General features: G+C 70.3%; 12 protein-coding genes. 9 read left to right on the top strand and 3 right to left on the bottom strand.

The features are described 5' to 3' along the window. Nucleotides 1-76 precede the first annotated feature (76 nt). The 9 genes from IEY95_RS30665 to moeZ all read left to right on the top strand — a co-directional run bounded on the left by IEY95_RS30665 (nucleotide 77) and on the right by moeZ (nucleotide 12,542). On the top strand, nucleotides 77-1,795 hold the full coding sequence (locus IEY95_RS30665; RefSeq protein ID WP_189189396.1) for an ABC transporter substrate-binding protein: 1,719 nt from the start codon (nucleotides 77-79) through the stop codon (nucleotides 1,793-1,795). A 4-nt stretch (nucleotides 1,796-1,799) separates the two neighbouring features. After that, nucleotides 1,800-2,939 (top strand): ABC transporter permease, encoded by a 1,140-nt coding sequence (locus tag IEY95_RS30660; protein WP_189189395.1) that lies wholly within the window; start codon nucleotides 1,800-1,802, stop codon nucleotides 2,937-2,939. Continuing rightward, nucleotides 2,936-3,934, top strand: a complete 999-nt coding sequence (locus tag IEY95_RS30655) for an ABC transporter permease (protein ID WP_189189394.1) — start codon at nucleotides 2,936-2,938, stop codon at nucleotides 3,932-3,934. Before IEY95_RS30660 ends, IEY95_RS30655 begins: the two co-directional genes overlap by 4 nt. After that, the gene (locus IEY95_RS30650) at nucleotides 3,931-5,526 is read left to right on the top strand and encodes a dipeptide ABC transporter ATP-binding protein (protein WP_189189393.1); all 1,596 of its coding nucleotides are present in this window, start codon (nucleotides 3,931-3,933) and stop codon (nucleotides 5,524-5,526) included. The genes IEY95_RS30655 and IEY95_RS30650 overlap by 4 nt, the downstream gene beginning before the upstream one ends. A 304-nt stretch (nucleotides 5,527-5,830) precedes the next feature. Continuing rightward, nucleotides 5,831-7,603 carry a DUF3492 domain-containing protein gene (locus IEY95_RS30645; RefSeq protein ID WP_229703477.1) on the top strand — a complete coding sequence of 591 codons (1,773 nt, stop codon included), beginning with the start codon at nucleotides 5,831-5,833 and terminating at the stop codon, nucleotides 7,601-7,603. Further along, nucleotides 7,603-9,099, top strand: a complete 1,497-nt coding sequence (locus IEY95_RS30640) for a hypothetical protein (protein ID WP_229703476.1) — start codon at nucleotides 7,603-7,605, stop codon at nucleotides 9,097-9,099. The genes IEY95_RS30645 and IEY95_RS30640 overlap by 1 nt, the downstream gene beginning before the upstream one ends. A gap of 504 nt (nucleotides 9,100-9,603) precedes the next feature. Then, nucleotides 9,604-10,563 carry an NAD-dependent epimerase/dehydratase family protein gene (locus IEY95_RS30635; RefSeq protein WP_189189391.1) on the top strand — a complete coding sequence of 320 codons (960 nt, stop codon included), beginning with the start codon at nucleotides 9,604-9,606 and terminating at the stop codon, nucleotides 10,561-10,563. Then, nucleotides 10,551-11,300 (top strand): spherulation-specific family 4 protein, encoded by a 750-nt coding sequence (locus IEY95_RS30630; protein ID WP_189189390.1) that lies wholly within the window; start codon nucleotides 10,551-10,553, stop codon nucleotides 11,298-11,300. The genes IEY95_RS30635 and IEY95_RS30630 overlap by 13 nt, the downstream gene beginning before the upstream one ends. A gap of 63 nt (nucleotides 11,301-11,363) precedes the next feature. Continuing rightward, the gene (gene moeZ / locus IEY95_RS30625; protein ID WP_189189389.1) at nucleotides 11,364-12,542 is read left to right on the top strand and encodes an adenylyltransferase/sulfurtransferase MoeZ; all 1,179 of its coding nucleotides are present in this window, start codon (nucleotides 11,364-11,366) and stop codon (nucleotides 12,540-12,542) included. Between the two features lie 161 nt (nucleotides 12,543-12,703). Here moeZ and IEY95_RS30620 read toward each other — a convergent pair whose 3' ends face one another. From IEY95_RS30620 to IEY95_RS30610, 3 genes are all read right to left on the bottom strand, one after another. Next, a complete protein-coding gene (locus IEY95_RS30620; protein WP_189189388.1) occupies nucleotides 12,704-14,260 on the bottom strand; it encodes an alpha/beta hydrolase in 1,557 nt (518 codons plus the stop codon). A 115-nt stretch (nucleotides 14,261-14,375) separates the two neighbouring features. Then, nucleotides 14,376-15,923 carry an alpha/beta hydrolase gene (locus IEY95_RS30615; protein ID WP_189189387.1) on the bottom strand — a complete coding sequence of 516 codons (1,548 nt, stop codon included), beginning with the start codon at nucleotides 15,921-15,923 and terminating at the stop codon, nucleotides 14,376-14,378. Nucleotides 15,924-16,130: 207 nt separating this feature from the next. Next, on the bottom strand, nucleotides 16,131-18,956 hold the full coding sequence (locus tag IEY95_RS30610) for a lysylphosphatidylglycerol synthase domain-containing protein (protein WP_189189386.1): 2,826 nt from the start codon (nucleotides 18,954-18,956) through the stop codon (nucleotides 16,131-16,133). Nucleotides 18,957-19,057 lie beyond the last annotated feature (101 nt).

Genomic DNA, 19,057 nt, shown 5'->3' with positions numbered 1-19,057 from the left:
ACGCCTTGGGCGAGCTCTGCGCTCTTCCGTCTCACTCTGCGTCAATCCGTCTCACCATCCGAGAGGTCGTCTTCCGATGCGTCATCCGTCCGTCATAGCGCGCCGCGTGGCCGCGGCATCCGTCAGCCTGGTCGTGGCAGCGGGCGTCGCCGCCTGCGGGCCGAAGGACAACGATGCCAAGAGCTCCGGTGGCGACGCCAAGCCGCAGAAGGGCGGCACGCTCACCGTCCTGAACGCGAACCCGCAGGAGGACTTCGACCCGGCGCGGCTCTACACCTCCGGCGGTGGCAACGTCCCCTCCCTCGTCTTCCGCACGCTCACCACGCGCAACCGTGAGAGCGGTGCCGCCGGCGCCGAGGTCGTTCCCGACCTCGCCACGGACACCGGTCGTCCGAGCAAGAACGCGACCGTGTGGACGTACACCCTGAAGAAGGGCCTCAAGTACGAGGACGGCACGCCCATCACCTCCGCCGACATCAAGTACGGCATCGAGCGCTCCTTCGCCGCCGAACTCTCCGGTGGAGCTCCCTACCTGAGGGACTGGCTGATCGGCGGCGCCGACTACCAGGGTCCGTACAAGGACAAGAAGGGCCTCGACTCGATCGAGACGCCGGACGACGTGACCATCGTCTTCCACCTCGACAAGCCCGAGGGCGAGTTCCCCTACCTGGCCACGCAGACGCAGTTCGCGCCCGTGCCGAAGGCCAAGGACAACGGCACCAAGTACGAGGAGCACCCGATCTCGTCGGGTCCCTACAAGGTCGTCAAGAACGAGAACGACGGCGAGCGGCTCACGCTGGAACGCAACACGTACTGGTCCGCGTCGACCGACGCCGAGCGCAAGGCCTACCCGGACAAGATCGACGTACGGTCGGGTCTGGACTCGTCCGTGATCAACCAGCGGCTGTCCGCGTCTCAAGGTGCGGACGCCACCGCTGTCACGACGGACACCAACCTCGGCCCCGCCGAGCTCGCCAAGGTGACGGGTGACAAGGACCTTGCTTCGCGCGTCGGCACCGGACACTTCGGCTACACCAACTACATCGCCTTCAACCCGAAGGTGAAGCCGTTCAACAACCCCAAGGTGCGCCAGGCGATCTCGTACGCCATCGACCGTACGTCGGTCATCAACGCGGCGGGCGGCTCGTCGCTCGCCGAGCCCGCGACGACGTATCTGCCGAACCAGAAGTCCTTCGGCTACACGCCGTACGACCTCTTCCCGGCGGGCAAGTCCGGCAACCCGGCCAAGGCCAAGGAGCTGCTGGAGGCGGCCGGTTACAAGAACGGGCTCACGATCACGCTCACGCACTCCAACGACAAGGACTTCGAGACCAGCCCGGAGATCGCGACCGCCGTCCAGGACGCCCTGAAGAAGGCCGGGATCACGGTCAAGCTCCAGGGTCTGGAGATCAACGACTACAAGGACAAGATCCACAGCGTCAAGACGGAGCCGGGCTTCTTCCTCGCCCACTGGGGTGCCGACTGGCCCTCGGGCGGCCCCTTCCTGGCCCCGATCTTCGACGGCCGGCAGATCGTCAAGGACGGCGCCAACTTCAACACCGGCTTCCTCAATGACAAGTCGGTCAATGACGAGATTGACGCGATCAACAAGTTGACGAATCTTGACGAGGCCGCCAAGCGCTGGGGTGCACTGGACAAGAAGATCGGCGAGCAGGCCCTGACCGTGCCGCTGTTCCACCCCGTCTACAAGCGGCTGTACGGAAGCGCCGTCAAGAACATCGTGATCAGCGACTGGACCGGCGTTCTGGACATCTCCCAGGTCGCGGTGAAGTAGCACCGTGAGCGAGGCACTTGTCGCCTCTCGGGCCCCCGGGACGGACACGTCCGTCCCGGGGGTCTCGGGGGCTCGTCAGTTCTGGCGACGGCTGCGAGCGCAGCGCGCCGCCCTCGTCGCGGCGGGCATCGTCGCACTGCTCGTCCTGGTCGCGCTCGCCGCGCCGCTGCTCACGGCGATCGAGGGCCAGGACCCGACCACGTACCACCCCTCGTTGATCGACTCGGCGCGTGGCGGCGTGCCCGTCGGATCACTCGGCGGCATCGGCGGCGACCACTGGCTCGGCGTCGAACCACAGACCGGACGCGATCTGTTCGCACGGCTCGCGTACGGCGCCCGGGTCTCCCTGGGTGTCGCACTGGCGGCGACGCTGGTGCAGGTGTTCATCGGTGTCGTGGTGGGTGTCGCGGCCGCGCTCGGGAACCGATGGGTTGATCAACTGTTGAGCCGTGCCACCGACATCATCGTTGCGATGCCACTGATGATCATGTCGCTCGCGCTGCTGGCCATCGTGCCCAGCAGTTTCCCGCGGCCCGTGCTGGTCGCGCTCGTCATCGGCCTGATCGCCTGGGGCAACATCGCGAAGATCGTGCGCGCCCAGACGCTCACCCTCAAGGAGCTCGACTACGTCTCCGCCGCCCGGCTCAGTGGCTGGGGCGCCTGGCGGATCGCCCGCCGTGAGCTGCTGCCCGGCCTTGCCGCGCCCGTCATCACCTACTCCGCCCTCCTCGTACCGCAGAACATCAGCGTCGAGGCCGCCCTGTCGTTCCTCGGGGTCGGTGTGAAACCGCCGACGCCGTCGTGGGGGCAGATGCTCACCGCCGCCGACGTCTGGTACCAGGCGGCTCCGCAGTACCTGCTGCTGCCTGCCGGCGCGCTGTTCGTCACCGTTCTCGCCCTGACCGTCCTCGGCGACGGCGTGCGCACGGCACTCGACCCGCGCGCGGCCTCGCGGCTGCGCGTCGGCACGGGGCGCAGGCGCGAGGCGATGGCGGACGCGGGAGCGAGCGCGGGCGCCACGACGGCGGACGCCGGCGCCGGGACGGTCCACGCGAGTTCCGGGACGGTCCACGCGAGTTCCGGGTCGGCGGACGCGAGTACCGGGTCGGCGGACGCGAGTGCGACGAAGGAGGCCAAGGCGTGAACGGCTTCGGCGGCTTCGTGCTGCGCCGCGCCATCGGCACCGTAGTCACCCTGTTCGCCATCTCGGTGATCATCTACCTGGTCTTCTACGCCACCCCCGGCAACGTCGCCCAGATCACCTGTGGCCCGCGCTGCTCTCCGGTCCAGGTCCACCAGGTCGCCCAGCAACTGCATCTCGACGACCCGCTGTACGTGCGTTACTGGCACTTCCTTCAGGGCATCGTCGTCGGCCAGGACTACTCGACGGGTACGTCGGTGCAGCACTGCTCGGCGCCCTGCCTCGGCCTGTCGTACCAGACCGACCAGCAGGTCACGCAGCTGATCCTGACCAAGCTGCCGGTCAGCCTTTCGCTGGTGTTCGGCGCGATGGTGCTGTGGCTGGTCCTCGGCGTCGGCACCGGCGTGCTCTCCGCATGGCGGCGCGGCCGGCTGAGCGAGCGCATGCTGACCGGCATCACGCTCGCGGGCGTGGCCACTCCCGTCTTCGTGATCGGCCTGGTGCTGATGATCGTCGTCTGTGGCCAGTTGCAGCTGCTGCCCTTCCCGCAGTACGTCGACTTCACCGACGACCCCGAGCAGTGGGCGTGGAACCTGCTGCTGCCCTGGTTCTCGCTCGCCCTGATCGAGGCCGCCGCGTTCGCCCGGCTGACCAGGGCGTCGATGCTGGAGACGCTCGCCGAGGACCACATCAGGACCTTCCGCGCCTACGGCGTCGGCGAGCGGTCGATCATCGGGCGGCACGCGCTGCGCGGGGCGTTCGCGCCGGTCATCGCGCTGAACGCCAACAACGTCGGCTCGGCGGTCGGCGGTGCGGTGCTCACCGAGACGCTCTTCGGACTCCCGGGCATCGGACAGGAACTGGTGCACGCGGTGAACGTCGTCGACCTGCCGGTGGTCGTCGGCATGGTCCTGGTCATCGGCTTCTTCGTGGTTCTCGCCAACGCCGTCGCGGACGTCCTGTACGCGGTGGCCGACCGACGGGTGGTGCTCGTATGAGCCTGGTGGAAGTCACCGACCTGACGGTCGGATTCGGGCCGCTGAGCGCCGTCGACGGGCTCTCCTTCCGGCTGGAGAAAGGCGCCGCACTGGGCCTGGTCGGCGAGTCCGGCTCGGGCAAGTCGACCGTCGCGTCCGCCCTGTTGGGGCTGCACCGGGGGACAGGTGCCGTCGTCGGCGGCGCCGTGCGCGTGGCCGGCACCGACGTACAGCGGGCGTCCGACGACGAACTGCGGCGGCTGCGCGGCGGGAAGGCCGCCATGGTCTTCCAGGACCCCCTGTCGTCCCTCGACCCGTACTACGCCGTCGGCGATCAGATCGCCGAGGTGTACCGGGTGCACGTGAAGGCATCCCGGCGAGCGGCACGCGCGCGTGCCGTCGAGGTGCTCGACCGCGTCGGCATACCGGACGCGGCTCGTCGTGCCCGCTCGCGCCCGCACGAGTTCAGCGGTGGCATGCGCCAACGCGCCCTCATCGCGATGGCTCTGGCCTGCGAACCCGACCTGCTGATCGCCGACGAGCCGACCACCGCCCTCGACGTGACCGTCCAGGCCCAGATCCTCGACCTCCTGCACACCCTGCGGGAGGAGACCGGGATGGGTCTGCTGCTGGTCACGCACGACGTCGGGGTCGCCGCCGGGAGCGTGGACGAGATCCTCGTCATGCGCCACGGCCGCGCGGTCGAGCACGGGCCGGTCGCATCGGTGCTCGGGGCGCCAGGGGAGACGTACACGCAGGAGTTGCTGGGCGCGGTGCCGCGCGTGGACGCATCGCGTGAGTCGGACGGTGGCGTGTCGGACGAGGTCGTCCTCGAAGCGGTGGAACTGCGACGCGAATTCGGGCACGGGAAGCGGCAGTTCGCGGCGGTCGACGACGTGTCGCTCGCGATCCACCGGGGCGAGACCCTCGGCATCGTCGGTGAGAGCGGCAGCGGGAAGACGACCCTGGGCCGGATGCTCGTGGGGCTCCTGGAGCCCACGACCGGTGCGGTCCGCTACGAGGGGCGCGCGCAGTCCGGCGTAAGCCCCTCCGTGCAGATGGTCTTCCAGGACCCGGTCTCCTCGCTCAACCCCCGGCGCAGCGTGGGCGAGTCCATCGCCGACCCGCTGCGGGCGCGCGGCGAACGGGACGAGGGGCGCATTCGGGGGCGGGTACGGGAACTCCTCGAGCGCGTGGGGCTCGAAGCGGCGCACTACGACCGCTACCCGCACGAGTTCAGCGGCGGTCAGCGCCAGCGCGTCGGCATCGCGCGGGCGCTCGCCGCCGAACCGCGCGTCATCGTGTGCGACGAGCCGGTCTCCGCGCTCGACGTCACCACGCAGGCCCAGGTCGTCGCCCTGTTGGGCGATTTGCAGCGGGAACTGGGGCTCGCGCTGGTGTTCGTGGCGCACGATCTCGCGGTCGTACGCCAGGTCAGCGACCGAGTGGCGGTGATGCGGCGTGGGCGAATCGTCGAGTACGGGCCCGCCGACGAGGTGTACGAATCCCCGCAGGACCCGTACACCAAGCAGCTGCTGGCCGCCGTACCGGCGCTCGATCCGGAGGTCGCGGCACGGCGTCGCACGGCCCGAAGGGAGCTGACCGCGGCGTGAGCGGCCCGACGGCGTGAGCGGGACTGAGGACGTGGCGGGACTGAGGGCGTGAGCGGGCCGCGCGGTGTGAGAGGGCCGGGCAGTGTGAGAGGGACGGCCAGGGGTTGAGCTCAACGAAACGTAACTGCTTGATCTCTTAGCGCGACGGAACGCGACCCGCACGAGAAAGTTACGACCGTTCACCCCTTTTGGTGGCGCGATGGACAACCGTCCGTCGCGCCACCGTCATGTCCGCATACGTTCGTCCCGCTGCGAGCCGCCGGGTCAACGGCGGCTCCCCATACGGGAGATCGGGGGTGCACTCGTGCGCATCGGACTGCTTACGGAGGGTGGCTATCCGTATGTGAGCGGTGACGCCAGACTCTGGTGCGACCGGCTCGTGCGCGGGCTCGGGCAGCACGAGTTCGACATCTACGCGCTCAGCCGCAGCGAGCGGCAGGAGGACGAGGGCTGGATCCAGCTGCCGCCCCAGGTCAGCCGGGTACGGACGGCCCCGCTGTGGACCGCCGAGGACGACGGGATGGTGTACGGGCGGCGGGCGCGTCGGCGGTTCGCGGACGCGTACGGGGAACTGGCCGCGGCGATGTGCGAGGGACCGGGGATTCCCGACGCCGACGTGAGAGCGACCGGCGGACCGGGGGTCGCTGGTCGTGCGGAGGCTCCTGGCGGCCCGGCGGCATCTGACGGCGTTGAGGCGGACCGTTTCGGCAGCGCGCTGTACGGGCTCGCCGAACTCGCCAGGGACGAGGGCGGCCTGGTCGGAGCGCTGCGCTCCGAAGGCGCCGTGCGTGCGTTGGAGCGCGCCTGTCGCGCGCCCGGCGCACTACGCGCTGCCCGCACCGCGCGCGTACCCGATCTGCTCGCCGTCGCCGCCCATGTCGAGCGCGCGCTGCGCCCCCTCTCGCTGGACTGGTACGAGGACGACGGGCTCGACTCGGTCGACCTGTGCCACGCCGCGGCCGGCGGCGCGGCGGCGCTGCCCGGCCTCCTCGCCCGGCACTTCTCCGGTGTTCCCCTGCTGGTCACGGAGTACGGGGTGCAGTTACGGGCGCACTACCTGGCTTCCACCACTGTCGGGGAGGTTCCCGCCGTACGGGCGCTGCTCGCCGCGTTCCACGGCAGACTCGCCGCCGAGGTCTACCGCGCGGCCGCGCTCATCACGCCCGGCAATACGCACGCCCGTCGCTGGCAGGAACGCTGCGGCGCCGACCGCGCCAAGCTGCGCACCGTCTATCCCGGTATGGAGGCCTCCCGCTTCGCGGAGGTGGGGGAGAACGCGGAGGGCAGCAGGTGCGCCGACCCGGACACGCTGGTGTGGGTCGGCCGCATCGAACCGGCCAAGGATCTGATCTCGCTGCTGCACTCCTTCGCGGAGATCCGCAAGGAGGAACCGAAGACCCGGCTGCGGATCGTCGGCGCGGCCGCCGACGGGCCGGAGGGCACGACCTATCTGGCCCACTGCAAGGCGCTGGCCGCGCAACTCTTCCCCGACGAGGCGGAGGGCGTGCACGCGGTCGGCGACAACCCGGTGTCCTTCGAGGAGATCGGCGGCCCGGAGGTCCCGAGCCTCGCGGAGGCGTACGCCTCCGGAGCGGTGATCGTCCTGTCCAGCGTCGTCGAGGGCTTCCCGATCAGCCTCGTCGAGGCCATGTTCTGCGGCCGCGCCACGGTCTCCACGGATGTGGGCGCCGTCGTCGAAGTCATCGGCGGTACGGGTCTTGTCGTACCGCCACGCAATCCGCGGGCGCTCGCCGAGGCGTGCGTGGCGCTGCTGCGCGACAGCGAGCGCCGTGAGCGCCTGGGCGCGGCTGCTCGCGCACGCGCCCTCGAACTCTTCACCGTCGAGCAGAACATCGCAGCATTTCACGGCATTTACCTGGAGATCGTCTCGCACTCCCCGGTACGTCGGGTGGTCGTGGACGACGAGGGTGAGCCGCTGCCCTTCGGAGTGCCGGCCGAGGCCCATGTACCCGGCCGCTGGACCGAGACGCGCCTCATGTCCACGGGCCGACCGCGCTGGGCGGCCGGTGCGCCGGTGCGGGCCACGGTTCCCCTGGTCGCCGGGGAGGGCGCGTGATGAGCGAACTCGGATCACTGGACCACCCAGAGAGGCCGGTCAGCCCTGGCGACTGGGATGCACGGTCGGGGGAGTGGCTTGTGGCGGGGGGCGGGGAGATGGACGTACCGGCGGAGGGGATGGTCGAGGGGGCCGACATCGCCGGCCGGGCCGGCGCCCTGTCCCGAGAAGCGAGCGACGACGTGAGGGGTGTGCGCGCCGGCGCGGGAGGCGCGGGTGGTTCACACGCCGGGTGGGACGGTTCGGGTGGCTCGGGCGGTGCGGGCGGTTCACTCGCCGGGTCAGGCGGTTTGGGCGATACAGGCAATACGGGCGATGCAGGCGGAGCCGGTGGTGCGGCCCGCACGGGAGGCGATACCCGCAAGCCCGCCGCGTCCACTGCCTCCCCCGCCCCCACTACGTCTCCCTCTTCCGCGCCTGCCTCCCCCGGGCGTCGTGGTGCCGTCGACCCCGTGAAAGCCCTGATGCATCGGCACCGTGAGCTCTGTGAGCGGGCTGTTGACCCGTTGGAGATCGCGGCAGGTCTGGAGGCGCACGGGGTGACCGACCGGACCGCCGTGCGGTTCCGGCACCGGGACGTGTTCTCGCTCGCCGAGGAGATGTACGCGCGCGTCGCGCGTGACGGGGAGCCCGTGCCCCGTCCGGAGACCCCGGGGCGCCCCGGGGCACGCGCCGACTGGGCGGCGCTCGCCCTGGTGCCGGGTGCCCTCTGCGCGGCAGCCGTGGTGGGGCTGCGGATCACCGACGGCAGGCCGCGCCTCGCGGTCGCCGCGGTGGGTGCCCTGGCCGTGGCGTTCGGCCTCCGGGTCGCTCTGCGCCGCGGTCCCCTGAGCACCGGCCACCGCACGACAGTCGCCACGCGCGCGTGGACGTGCTGGCTCATCGCATACGCCCTCCTCGGCAACGGACTGCTGAGCGCCGGTCTCGACGGCGGCCCCGACGGCCCCTGGCCCCTGGCCACCGCACCGGTACTGGCGCTCGCGCTGGCCTGCGCCCCGGCAGCCTGGTGCGCTCATCTCTTCGCCGTACGCGCGAGCCGACGGCTGACCGCGAGCCGCGGCCTCGAGGAGTTCGCCGCCTCCGTACAGCCCCTGCTCCTCGGGGTGTTCGGCCTGTTCCTGTGCGCCCTCGTCGGGCTGCTCGCGCTGTGCGGCGCCGCACTGGGCGAGCCCGCGGCGTACGCCGGAGCCGGAGCCCTCGGCGCACTGCTCCTGCTCGCCCGGCTGCTCACGGCGCGAGGCTTCACCCACGCCCCGGCCGTCGTGCTCGCCGCAGCGGGCGCGGCCGAGGCGACGGCCCTGGCCACGGTCTTCGCGGGCCGACTCCCCGGCTGCTCGTTCCTGACCGTCCCCGTCGAGACCGTCGTCGATGCCTGGGGAGCGGGCGCCGTACCGGCGCTGGTGTGCGGTGCGGCAGCCCTCGTCCTCCTCATCCACTCGACTCGCACCCTGACCCGGGCCTCGGCCCACGCGACGCCGCCGGGCGAGCCGCTGTGACGGGCCACCGGAGCGCAGACGGGCGCCTCGTCGCGGCGGCCGCAAGCCCCCACGCACCCGCAGTCGCCGAACCGGCGGAACGGGCCGTACCGGTACGGCTGCATCGCATGTCCGTTGCTCACCCCAGCCAGGTTGAGCGTGGCAGAAGCGCCCGCCCCGCAACGGGTGGATGGACCGGCACGGCCTCGCCCCGCCCCCGACCGCACGCGCCCCGCGACAGCGGTGAGGACCCACGACGCCCCTGCCGGCCGCATGCACCCTGCCACGGCTCGAGAACGCCCGGCGGCCGCAACTCCACAAGCACGCAGGCGCCCCACAGCGGCCGCGAGAACGCCCGGCGGCCGCAACCCCACAAGCCCGCGGGCGCTCCACGCCGGAGGCGCCCGCACCCATCTCCCGCGGGGCCGACACCGCGGGCCCTCTCCCCGACCTACGGCATCACCTCGAAGGAGAACGCCAGATGATCACCTCCCGAACCGGAGAATCCGCCCCGGGAGCCGCCCGATGAGGGTCCTGCTGATCGGAGCCAACGGATACCTGGGCCGATTCGTCGCCGACAGACTGCTCGCCGACCCGGCCGTACAGCTCACCGCGCTCGGCCGGGGCGACGACGCCGACGTACGGTTCGACCTCGCCTCGGGCAGCCCCGGCGCACTCACCCGCTTCCTGGACGCGGTGCACCCCGGAGTCGTCATCAACTGCGCGGGCGCCACCCGCGGCGGCGCCCGCGAACTGACCCGGCACAACACCGTCGCCGTCGCCACCGTCTGCGAGGCTCTGCGCCGCAGTGGCTGCGGGGCCCGGCTTGTCCAGATCGGCTGCGGCGCAGAGTACGGGCCCAGCCAGCCCGGCTCTTCCACCGCCGAGGACGCCGTGCCTCGCCCGGGCGGCCCCTACGGCGTGAGCAAGCTCGCCGCCACCGAACTGGTCCTCGGATCCGGCCTGGACGCCGTCGTGCTCCGCGTCTTCTCGCCCGCGGGTCCCGGCACCCCCGCCGGATCCCCACTCGGCCGCCTCGCCGAGGCCCTGCGCCGCGCCATGCAGTCGGGCGACGGCGAACTCAAACTCGGCGGCCTCGGCGTCCAACGCGACTTCATCGACGTACGTGACGTCGCCCGCGCCGTCCACGCCGCCTCGCTCTCGGCCGCGCAAGGCGTGATCAACATCGGCTCGGGCCGTGCCGTACGCCTCCGCGACGCCGCCGCCGTCCTCGCTCGTGTGGCCGGTTACGGCGGCGCTCTGCACGAACTCGACGGCCCGCCCGGACCCATGAGGCCATCCATCGGCCACCCCCGCACCGAACCAGACCACGCGGCCCCGGTCGCGTACCCCTATCCGGACGGCTGCGGCAGCTGGCAGCAGGCCGACGTGCGCACCGCACGCGACCGGCTCGGCTGGCGGCCCCGGATCAACCTCGAGGAATCCCTCGCCGATATCTGGATGGAGGCGGCATGCCGTATCTGACCAGCACCGCAACAGGCACCGCGAGCACCGACTTAGGCCTCGGCTTCGGCATCCCCGGCTATGCGCACCCCCTCGTCGCTCCCATGGAGTGGGGCGAACTCACCCGCCCGGGCACCCCCTTGCACTGGGTCGTCCTGAATGTGGCGGGCGGCCCCGGAACGCGCCCCGACCCGCACTGCCTGGAGGCCGCCGGACGGTTGCGCAACGCGGGGGTCCGGATCCTCGGACACCTGAACACCACCTACGGCGCACGCTGCTTCGGCGAGTTGATCTCCGACGCCCACCGGTATCTCGACTGGTACCGGGTCGACGGCTTCCTCCTGGACCGCTGCCCCACCGAGCGCGCCGCGCTCCCCGAGGTCCGCCACACGATCACCAGGCTCCGCGCGCTCCGCGACGGCGCGCACATCGTGCTCGGCCACGGCGGCCACCCGTACCCCGGGTATGCGGAGCACGCCGACCAGTTGGTGACCTTCTCCGGCCCCTGGAGCGACTACCGCTGGTCGCAGGTCGCCGAGTGGACCGCCGACTATCCGCCCGAGCGCTTCTGCCACTTCGTCCACGGTGTGCCCCGCGGCCACCTGGACGAGGCGCTGCGCATCGCCCGCTGGCAGGGCGCCTCGACGATCTACTTCACCGACCGCACGGACCACGGCGGTCGAGCCGACCCCTGGGAGACGATGCCCGGCTACTGGGACGAAATCGTCTCGCGGATCGGAACGGGTGTCTCGGAATGAAGAAGGGCGTGGCAGTGTTACGGAGAGAACAACCGTAGTGATTGACCGACCAACGGAGCCCCCGTGTCGCTGCCACCCCTGGTCGAGCCAGCTCCTGAGCTCACCGTAGACGAGGTCCGCAGGTACTCCCGCCACCTGATCATCCCCGACGTGGGCATGGACGGGCAGAAGCGGCTGAAGAACGCCAAGGTGCTCTGTGTGGGCGCCGGCGGCCTCGGTTCGCCGGCGCTGATGTACCTGGCCGCCGCGGGCGTGGGCACGCTCGGCATCGTGGAGTTCGACGAGGTCGACGAGTCGAACCTGCAGCGCCAGATCATCCACAGCCAGGCGGACATCGGCCGCTCCAAGGCCGAATCGGCCCGCGACTCCGTGCTGGGCATCAACCCGTACGTGAACGTGATCCTTCACGAAGAGCGGCTCGAAGCCGAGAACGTGATGGACATCTTCAGCCAGTACGACCTGATCGTCGACGGCACGGACAACTTCGCGACCCGCTACCTGGTCAACGACGCGTGTGTGCTCCTCAACAAGCCGTACGTGTGGGGCTCGATCTACCGTTTCGACGGTCAGGCCTCGGTCTTCTGGTCCGAGTACGGCCCCTGCTACCGCTGCCTCTACCCGGAGCCCCCGCCGCCGGGCATGGTTCCCTCCTGCGCCGAGGGCGGCGTCCTGGGCGTGCTGTGCGCGTCCATCGGCTCCATCCAGGTCACCGAGGCGATCAAGGTCCTCACCGGCACGGGCGAGCCGCTCGTCGGCCGCCTGATGATCTATGACGCCCTGGAGATGCAGTACCGCCAGGTCAAGGTCCGCAAGGACCCGAACTGCGCGGTCTGCGGCGAGAACCCCACCGTCACCGAGCTCATCGACTACGAGGCCTTCTGCGGCGTCGTGTCCGAGGAGGCCCAGGAAGCGGCCGCCGGCTCGACGATCACTCCCAAGCAGCTCAAGGAGTGGATCGACGACGGTGAGAACATCGAGATCATCGACGTCCGCGAGATCAACGAGTACGAGATCGTCTCGATCCCCGGCGCCAAGCTGATCCCGAAGAACGAGTTCCTCATGGGCACCGCCCTGGAGACCCTGCCGCAGGACAAGAAGATCGTCCTGCACTGCAAGACGGGTGTCCGCAGTGCGGAGGTCCTTGCCGTCCTGAAGTCCGCGGGCTTCTCGGACGCCGTCCACGTCGGCGGCGGCGTGATCGGCTGGGTCAACCAGATCGAGCCGGACAAGCCGGTGTACTAGGCGTACACCTTCTTCGGACGAGGGGCTCGGCACTGCAGGTGCCGGGCCCCTTTCCGCTGCACACGGGACGATCCGCGCCGCTGCACACGGGGCGATCCGTGCGGCTGCACACGGGGCGATCCGTGCGGCTCGAGGCAGGTGCCGCCGAGGGGCAGGGACTGCTATGACGCGCAGACCTTGCCGTCCTTCGGCACCGTCCCCTTCAGCAGATAGCTGTTCACGGTCGAGTCGACGCAGTCGCTGCCACTCCCGTACGCCCCATGGCCCTCGCCCTTCCAGGTGAGCTCCACCCCGACGCCCTTGCCCAGCTCGTCGGCCATCCTGCGAGCGCCCTCGTACGGCGTCGCCGGGTCCCCGGTGTTGCCGACGACCAGGATGGGCTCGGCTCCCGGCGCGCTCGCCTCCGGGGTGTCGTACTGTCCGGCCACTGGCCAGTCGTGGCACCAACCGGCCGTGTCCCAGCCCATGAAGTCCCCGAAGACGGGCGAGATCTTCTCGAACTCGGGCAGCAGCTTCTTCGTCTCCTCCGGGGTCGGCCGCTGCTTGTCGTCCAAGCACGATATGACCCGTTGTGAGTGCGTCGTCGTGCCGTAGTGGCCCGAGGCGTCACGATCGTTGTAGCCGTCGGCCAACCCCAGCAGCTCAGAACCGTCCCCGTCCTCGGCGTCCTTGAGCGCGCTGGTCAGGTGTGACCAGCCCTCCTTGCTGTACAGCGGCAGGACGATGCCGGTGAGCGCGAGAGTTTGAGTGAGCTTGCGTCCGCTGGATGTCGGAAGCGGCTTGGCATCGATCCGGTTCAGCAGGTCCACGATCTTCTGGGAGCCCTGCTTCGGGTCCTGGCCCGTGGACTTGAGGTAGTCGTCCAGTGCGCGCTGGAAGCCCAGGGTCTGGTTCTTCGCGTGCCCCACCGTGTCGGCGCTCGGGTCGACGACCGCGTCCAGGATCAGACGGCCCACGTTCTTCGGGAACAAGTGGGCGTACACCCCGCCGAGTTCGGTGCCGTAGGAGATGCCGAAGTAGTGCATCTTCTGGTCGCCGAGGACTTGGCGCATCAGGTCCATGTCGCGGGCCGTGTCCGTCGTCGAGACGTGTGACAGCAGCTTTCCCGCGGCCTTCTCGCAGCCCTTGCCGAAGTCGGCGGCGTCCTTGAAGTAAGCCGCTTCCTCGGCCGGGTCGTCCGGTGTGGCGTCCACCGACTCGGCGGCCTGGATCGCCTTGTCACTGCGGCAGCGCACGCCCTCGCTGGCGGCGACGCCGCGCGGATCCCAGCTCACCAGGTCGTACCGCTCGTGGAGCGTGCCGACGACGCTTTCGTACGCGGGCATCGTGGAGACGCCCGAGCCGCCGGGGCCGCCGAAATTGAACAGGAGGGAGCCGATGCGCTTGCTCTGGCCGCCGGTGGCCTTCGAACGGATCAGGGCGAGGCCGATCGTCCCGCCGTCGGGCTTCGCGTAGTCCAGGGGCACCTTCAGCGTCGCGCACTGCCAGTCGCCGCCCGGTGCCGGGGTGTCCGAAGTGCCCTTGCAGCGGCCCCAGTCGAGCTTCTGCGAGGTGAGCGAGGCGGGCAGACCCGAGGTCGTGCCGGAAGAGGGCGCGGCGGCCGAGGACGTATCGCTGTTCTTCCCCTCGTCCGTGCCGTCCCCCGACGAGCCGCTGCTGCAGCCGGCCACCAGCAACGCGGCGGCCGTCGCAGCTGTCCACCGTGCCAAACGTGTCATCAGCTTCCCCCTCGCCCGTGATCCGCTCGAAGTCGCGGATCACATGCAAGCCATATTAGGCGTCGTCGCTCAGCTGCCGCCGAGCCCTGTGGATAACGCTGTGACCTGTGACTTTCTATGAGCAGACGGTTCCGGCCGGCGGTACGGTCCCCTCCAGCAGGTAGCCGTTCACGGCGCCTTGCACGCATTTGTTCTTGCTGTCGTACGCCCCGTGCCCCTGGCCCTTGTACGTCAGCTCGACGCCGACGCCCTTGCCCAGCGCGTTCACCATCTTCTTCGCACCCTCGTACGGTGTGGCCGGGTCGCCCGTGTTGCCGACGACGAGAATCGGCGCCGCACCGGCGGCGCTGACGTCCGGATGGTCGGCCGCGCCCGCCACGGCCCAGTCGGTGCAGCTGACCAGGCCCCAGGCCAGATAGTCGCCGAACAACGGCGAGGCGGCCCGGAACTCCGGAAGCCTCGACTCCACGAAGCTCGAGGTGTAACGCGGCTTGTCGTCGGCGCAGTTGATGGAGATGTTCGCCGGGACGAGGTTGCTGTACTGGCCGTTCTCGCTGCGTCCGTTCATCGAGTCCGACAGCAGCATCAACACCTTGCCGTCACCGTCGTACGCCTGCTCGAGGCCCTCCGTCAGGTACTCCCAGAAGTCTTTGGAGTACAGCGCCTGAGCGATGCCGTTCGTCGCGGCGGTCTGGGTGAGCTGGCGAGGGAAGACGCCGGGGATCGGCTTGCTGTCGAGGTCCTTCAGCAGTTTGGCGATGCGGTCCTTGACGTCCTGCGCGGTGTCGCCGATCGGGCAGTCCTCGGTCTTCGAGGTGCAGTCCTCGGCGAAGTTGTCGAGGGCGAGCTGGAAGCCCCTGGCCTGCCCGAGCGAGCTCTGCTCGGAGTTCTGCGTCGGGTCGACGACCGCGTCGAAGACGGCGCGTCCCACCTTCTTGGGGAACAGGTGGGCGTAGACGCCGCCCAGTTCGGTGCCGTACGAGATGCCGAAGTAGTACAGCTTGGCGTCGCCGAGCACCTGCCGCATCAGGTCCATGTCACGGGCAGCGTCGGTCGTGGGGACGTGGGGGAGGATCTTGCCGGAGTTCTTCTCGCAGGCCGCGTTGAACGTCTTGGTGTTCTTCAGCAGCTTCTGCTGCTCGGCGGCGTCGTCCGGGGTGGCGTCCTGCTGGAAGAACGCGTCGAGCTGGCTGTCGTCCTCGCACTTCACGCCCGCGCTGCGGCCGACCCCGCGCGGGTCGAAGCTCACCAGGTCGTAGCGGGTGCGCAGCTTGGCGTAGTCCTCGCCGAAGGCGGGCAGTGTGGTGACGCCCGAGCCGCCCGGCCCGCCGAAGTTGAAGATGAGCGAGCCGATGCGCTTGCTCGGGTCGCCGCTCGTCTTCGCCCGGATCAGTGCGAGCCCGATCGTGTCGCCCTTGGGGTGGGCCCAGTCGAGAGGCACCTTCAGGGTGGCGCACTGCCACTCCGTACCGCCCGGCAGGGGTGAGGGAGCGTTGCCTCCGCCCTCGGACTCGGACGGTGCCGGGCACTCCTTCCAGTTCAGCTTCTGAGCCGTCAGGTCCTCCTCCTTCTTGGAACCGTCGCTGCAACCCGTCATCAAGGAGAACAGCAGGACGGCGGTGAAGGTCAGGGCAGCGGCGCGCGGCTGGGGAGGGTTCGGCATGCTCCCATCCTGCGGGCGTGCGGGGCAGGATGCTCGGGGCGCGAGCCGTGTGGGTGAGGGCCCGCCGTGCACCGTACGGGACAGCCAGGGGATGCGTACGGGACGGCCAGTGGACGCGATGGGACGGCCCTGGACTCGTACGGGATGGCCAGGGGGCGCGCACGGGACGACGGCTCTTGGACTCGCACCGATGGCCCCGTACGCGACCTACAGCGCGCCCTTGCGAGTCAGGTGGTTGAAGAACAGCCATCCCGGCAGCACCGGAAGCCACAGCGTCAGCAGTCGGTACAGCAGCACCGCGGGCGCCGCGACCTCCTTGGGCAGACCGACGGCGATGAGACCGAGCGTGAGGCTGGCCTCGACCGCACCCACACCGCCGGGGGTCGGCGCCGCCGAGCCCAGCGCGTTGCCGGCGAGGAAGACGACGGCGACGCTGGCGAGGCTGAGTGTGGTGGTCTCCTCGTGGCCGAACGCTCGGATCGATGCGTCCAGGCACATCACGAAGCAGGCGGTGAGCAGCAGCATGCCGCCGATGCCGGTGACCAGCTTCTGCGGCCGCTGCAGCACATCGAGCATGCGCGGTACGACGCCCGCGAACAGCGACCTCACGCGCGTGACGATGAATTTGCGCAGGAAGGGCACCGACGTCACCACGAGAACCAGCACCGCGACGGTCAGCAGACCCGCGATGACCGTGCGGGACGGAGACAGGGACGGCGTCTTCTCGGTGCCGGTCAGATAGCCGAAGGACAGCAGCATCAGGACGTGGCAGCCGAGCCCGAACAACTGCGACGCGCCGACGCTCGCCACCGCGAGCCCCGGCCGCACCCCGGCGCGCTGCAGGAAGCGCGTGTTCAGGGCGACACCGCCGACCGCCGCGGGGGCCACGATCTTCACGAACGAGCCGGCGACCTGTGCCGCCACGGTCCGCAGGAACGGGACCCGCTCGGGCACGAAGCCGAGCAGACTCATCGCCGCCGCGAAGTAGCTCAACGCCGAGAACAGCACCGCCGCGGCGACCCAGCCCCACTCGGCGCTGTCGAACAGGGTCCCGAACTCGATATGGGTGAGCTGTGTCAGCAGGAAGTACGCGCCGATGGCGCCGGCGATGAAACTGATCAGGGTGCGGGGCCGGACGCGCTCCAGGCGGGCCGGCTCGACCGGTGCCTGCGGCCTGATCCGTAGCACCTGGTGGCGGATCTGGGTGAGCAGATCCTCCTCGCGTGCCTCGTCCAGAGCCTCGTCCATCGCCCGCTTCTCGGCCCGCTGCTCGGCGCGTACGGCCTTCTTGCCGGGCTTTTCCAGTACGACCCCGGTGTCTTCCTTGGCCTCCTCGGCGCGAGCGAGCTTGTCCTGCCGGGAAGCCTCCAGCACGGCGTCACGCTCGCGCTGTGCGCGCTCGCGGGCCAGCTTCCGCAGCGTCGCGCGCGTGGAGCGTGACAACGCGATCGGCTGCAGCATCGGCAGGCAGTCGGCGACCGCGTCCGGGCCGAGTACGCCCACCGCCGACGCCACCGCGCGCTCCGCGCCCACGCGCAGACCGATCGTGGTGACCAGCTGGGCGATGTCCATGCGCAGCAGCAGGTCCCCGGCCGCGATCTCGCCGCCGCGCAGATCGGTGAGGACCACCGTGCCGGAACGATCCACCAAGATCGCGTCACCCGCGAGCCTGCGGTGCGCGATGCGCCGGGACTGCAGTGCCTGCACCTGATGCCAGGTGTCGCGCAGCAGATCGTCGGTGATGAACTCGTCGGGCAGCGAGTCGAGCGTGCGGCCACCGGTGTGCTCGTAGACGAGCATCACGGCGTCCGGACCGAGTTCGGAGGTCGCGATCAGCTTGGGCGCGTTCGCCCCGGCCGCGATGGCCGCATACGCGAGGAGGGCCTCCTGCTCCAGGGCCTGGCGCAGCGACTGGAGGCTGCGGCGCGTGGTGATGCCGCGCAGCGTCAGCCTGCGCCACACCCGGTAGAAGAAGCCCTGCGCCTGCTGCTCGCGGTCGACCACCGTGACGTCCAGCGGTGGGCCGTCCTCCAGGGTGACGAAGTAGCGTCGGCCGCGGTCGCCATTCTCCGTGGCCTCCGGCGCTTCCTCGCGGGCCGCACTCACCGGGTGGAAGCCCACGTGCCGCAGGCCCGCCATCAACGTCCGTCCGGTGGGCCGCACGTTCGGCGAGCCGACCGCGTACAGGGTCCCGTATGCGACGGTCCAGCCGATCAGCACCGTCAGAATGATCGAGAACGGCGTCGTGTAGCCGGTGACCAGCATGGAGAAGGCGTCCAGGAGCAGCACCACCCACAGCACCGCGCGCCAGCGCGGTCTGCGGGACATGCCGACGGCCGTCATGTACGCGATGACCGGTGCGAGATAACCGTGCACGGGGTCGGTGAGGGCGTGGATGTCCCCCGGCGAGGGCTGGGTGAGCGCCTCCTGGATGGACTCGGGGGCGGCCTTCGCGACCCACAGGTCCGTGGCGAGCGTCACTCCGTGCGCCAGCACGGCGGCGAGGACGCCGTCGGCGATGCGCAGCCCGTCCCGTTTGATCAGCCGCTCGATGGCGAAGGCGACGGGCACCAGGAGGATCGCGATACTGGACGCCAGACCCGCGATCTTGATCAGCAGATCGGGTGCCTGGCCCGTGCCCTTGTTGATGTCCTGTTCGAGCCCCGAGGTGGTGCCGTGCGCGAACGCGGCGATCGCGAGCAGCACGACGATCGCGAGGAAGCCGACCAGGAGCCGCATCAGGTCGGACGGACGGTGCACGCGCGCGGGGAGTAGCGGTTCGTCGCCCTCGACCTCGTCGGCATGGGCCTCGTCGGCGCAGTCGGCGTCCTGCTTGACCTGCTGCTTCTCGTTTTCGTACGTCTTAGGGGCGGGCTTTGTGGACGCCGTGGATGCGGCCTCGCTCGCCTTGGCGGTCGTGGGCTCGCTCTTCGCCCCGCCCGCGTCCCTCTCGCCGACGCCGTCGGTGTCCGGGCGTGACAAGGCCTCGGAGGTGCCCTCCGCGTCTTCGGGGTGCACGCCCTGCTGCCTCATTGACTCTTCTTGATCTCGTATCACCAGTCACCGCCCGCACGATGGTGGCATGCCCGACCGACACACGGGGGCATCAGGGTGCAAATGCGGGGGCGCACAGT

Origin of the sequence: Streptomyces albiflavescens (assembly GCF_014645835.1) — a bacterium.
GTDB lineage: Bacteria > Actinomycetota > Actinomycetes > Streptomycetales > Streptomycetaceae > Streptomyces > Streptomyces albiflavescens.
The sequence above is the reverse complement of the archived record's forward strand: the minus strand, read 5'-3'. Positions and strand labels throughout refer to the sequence as shown.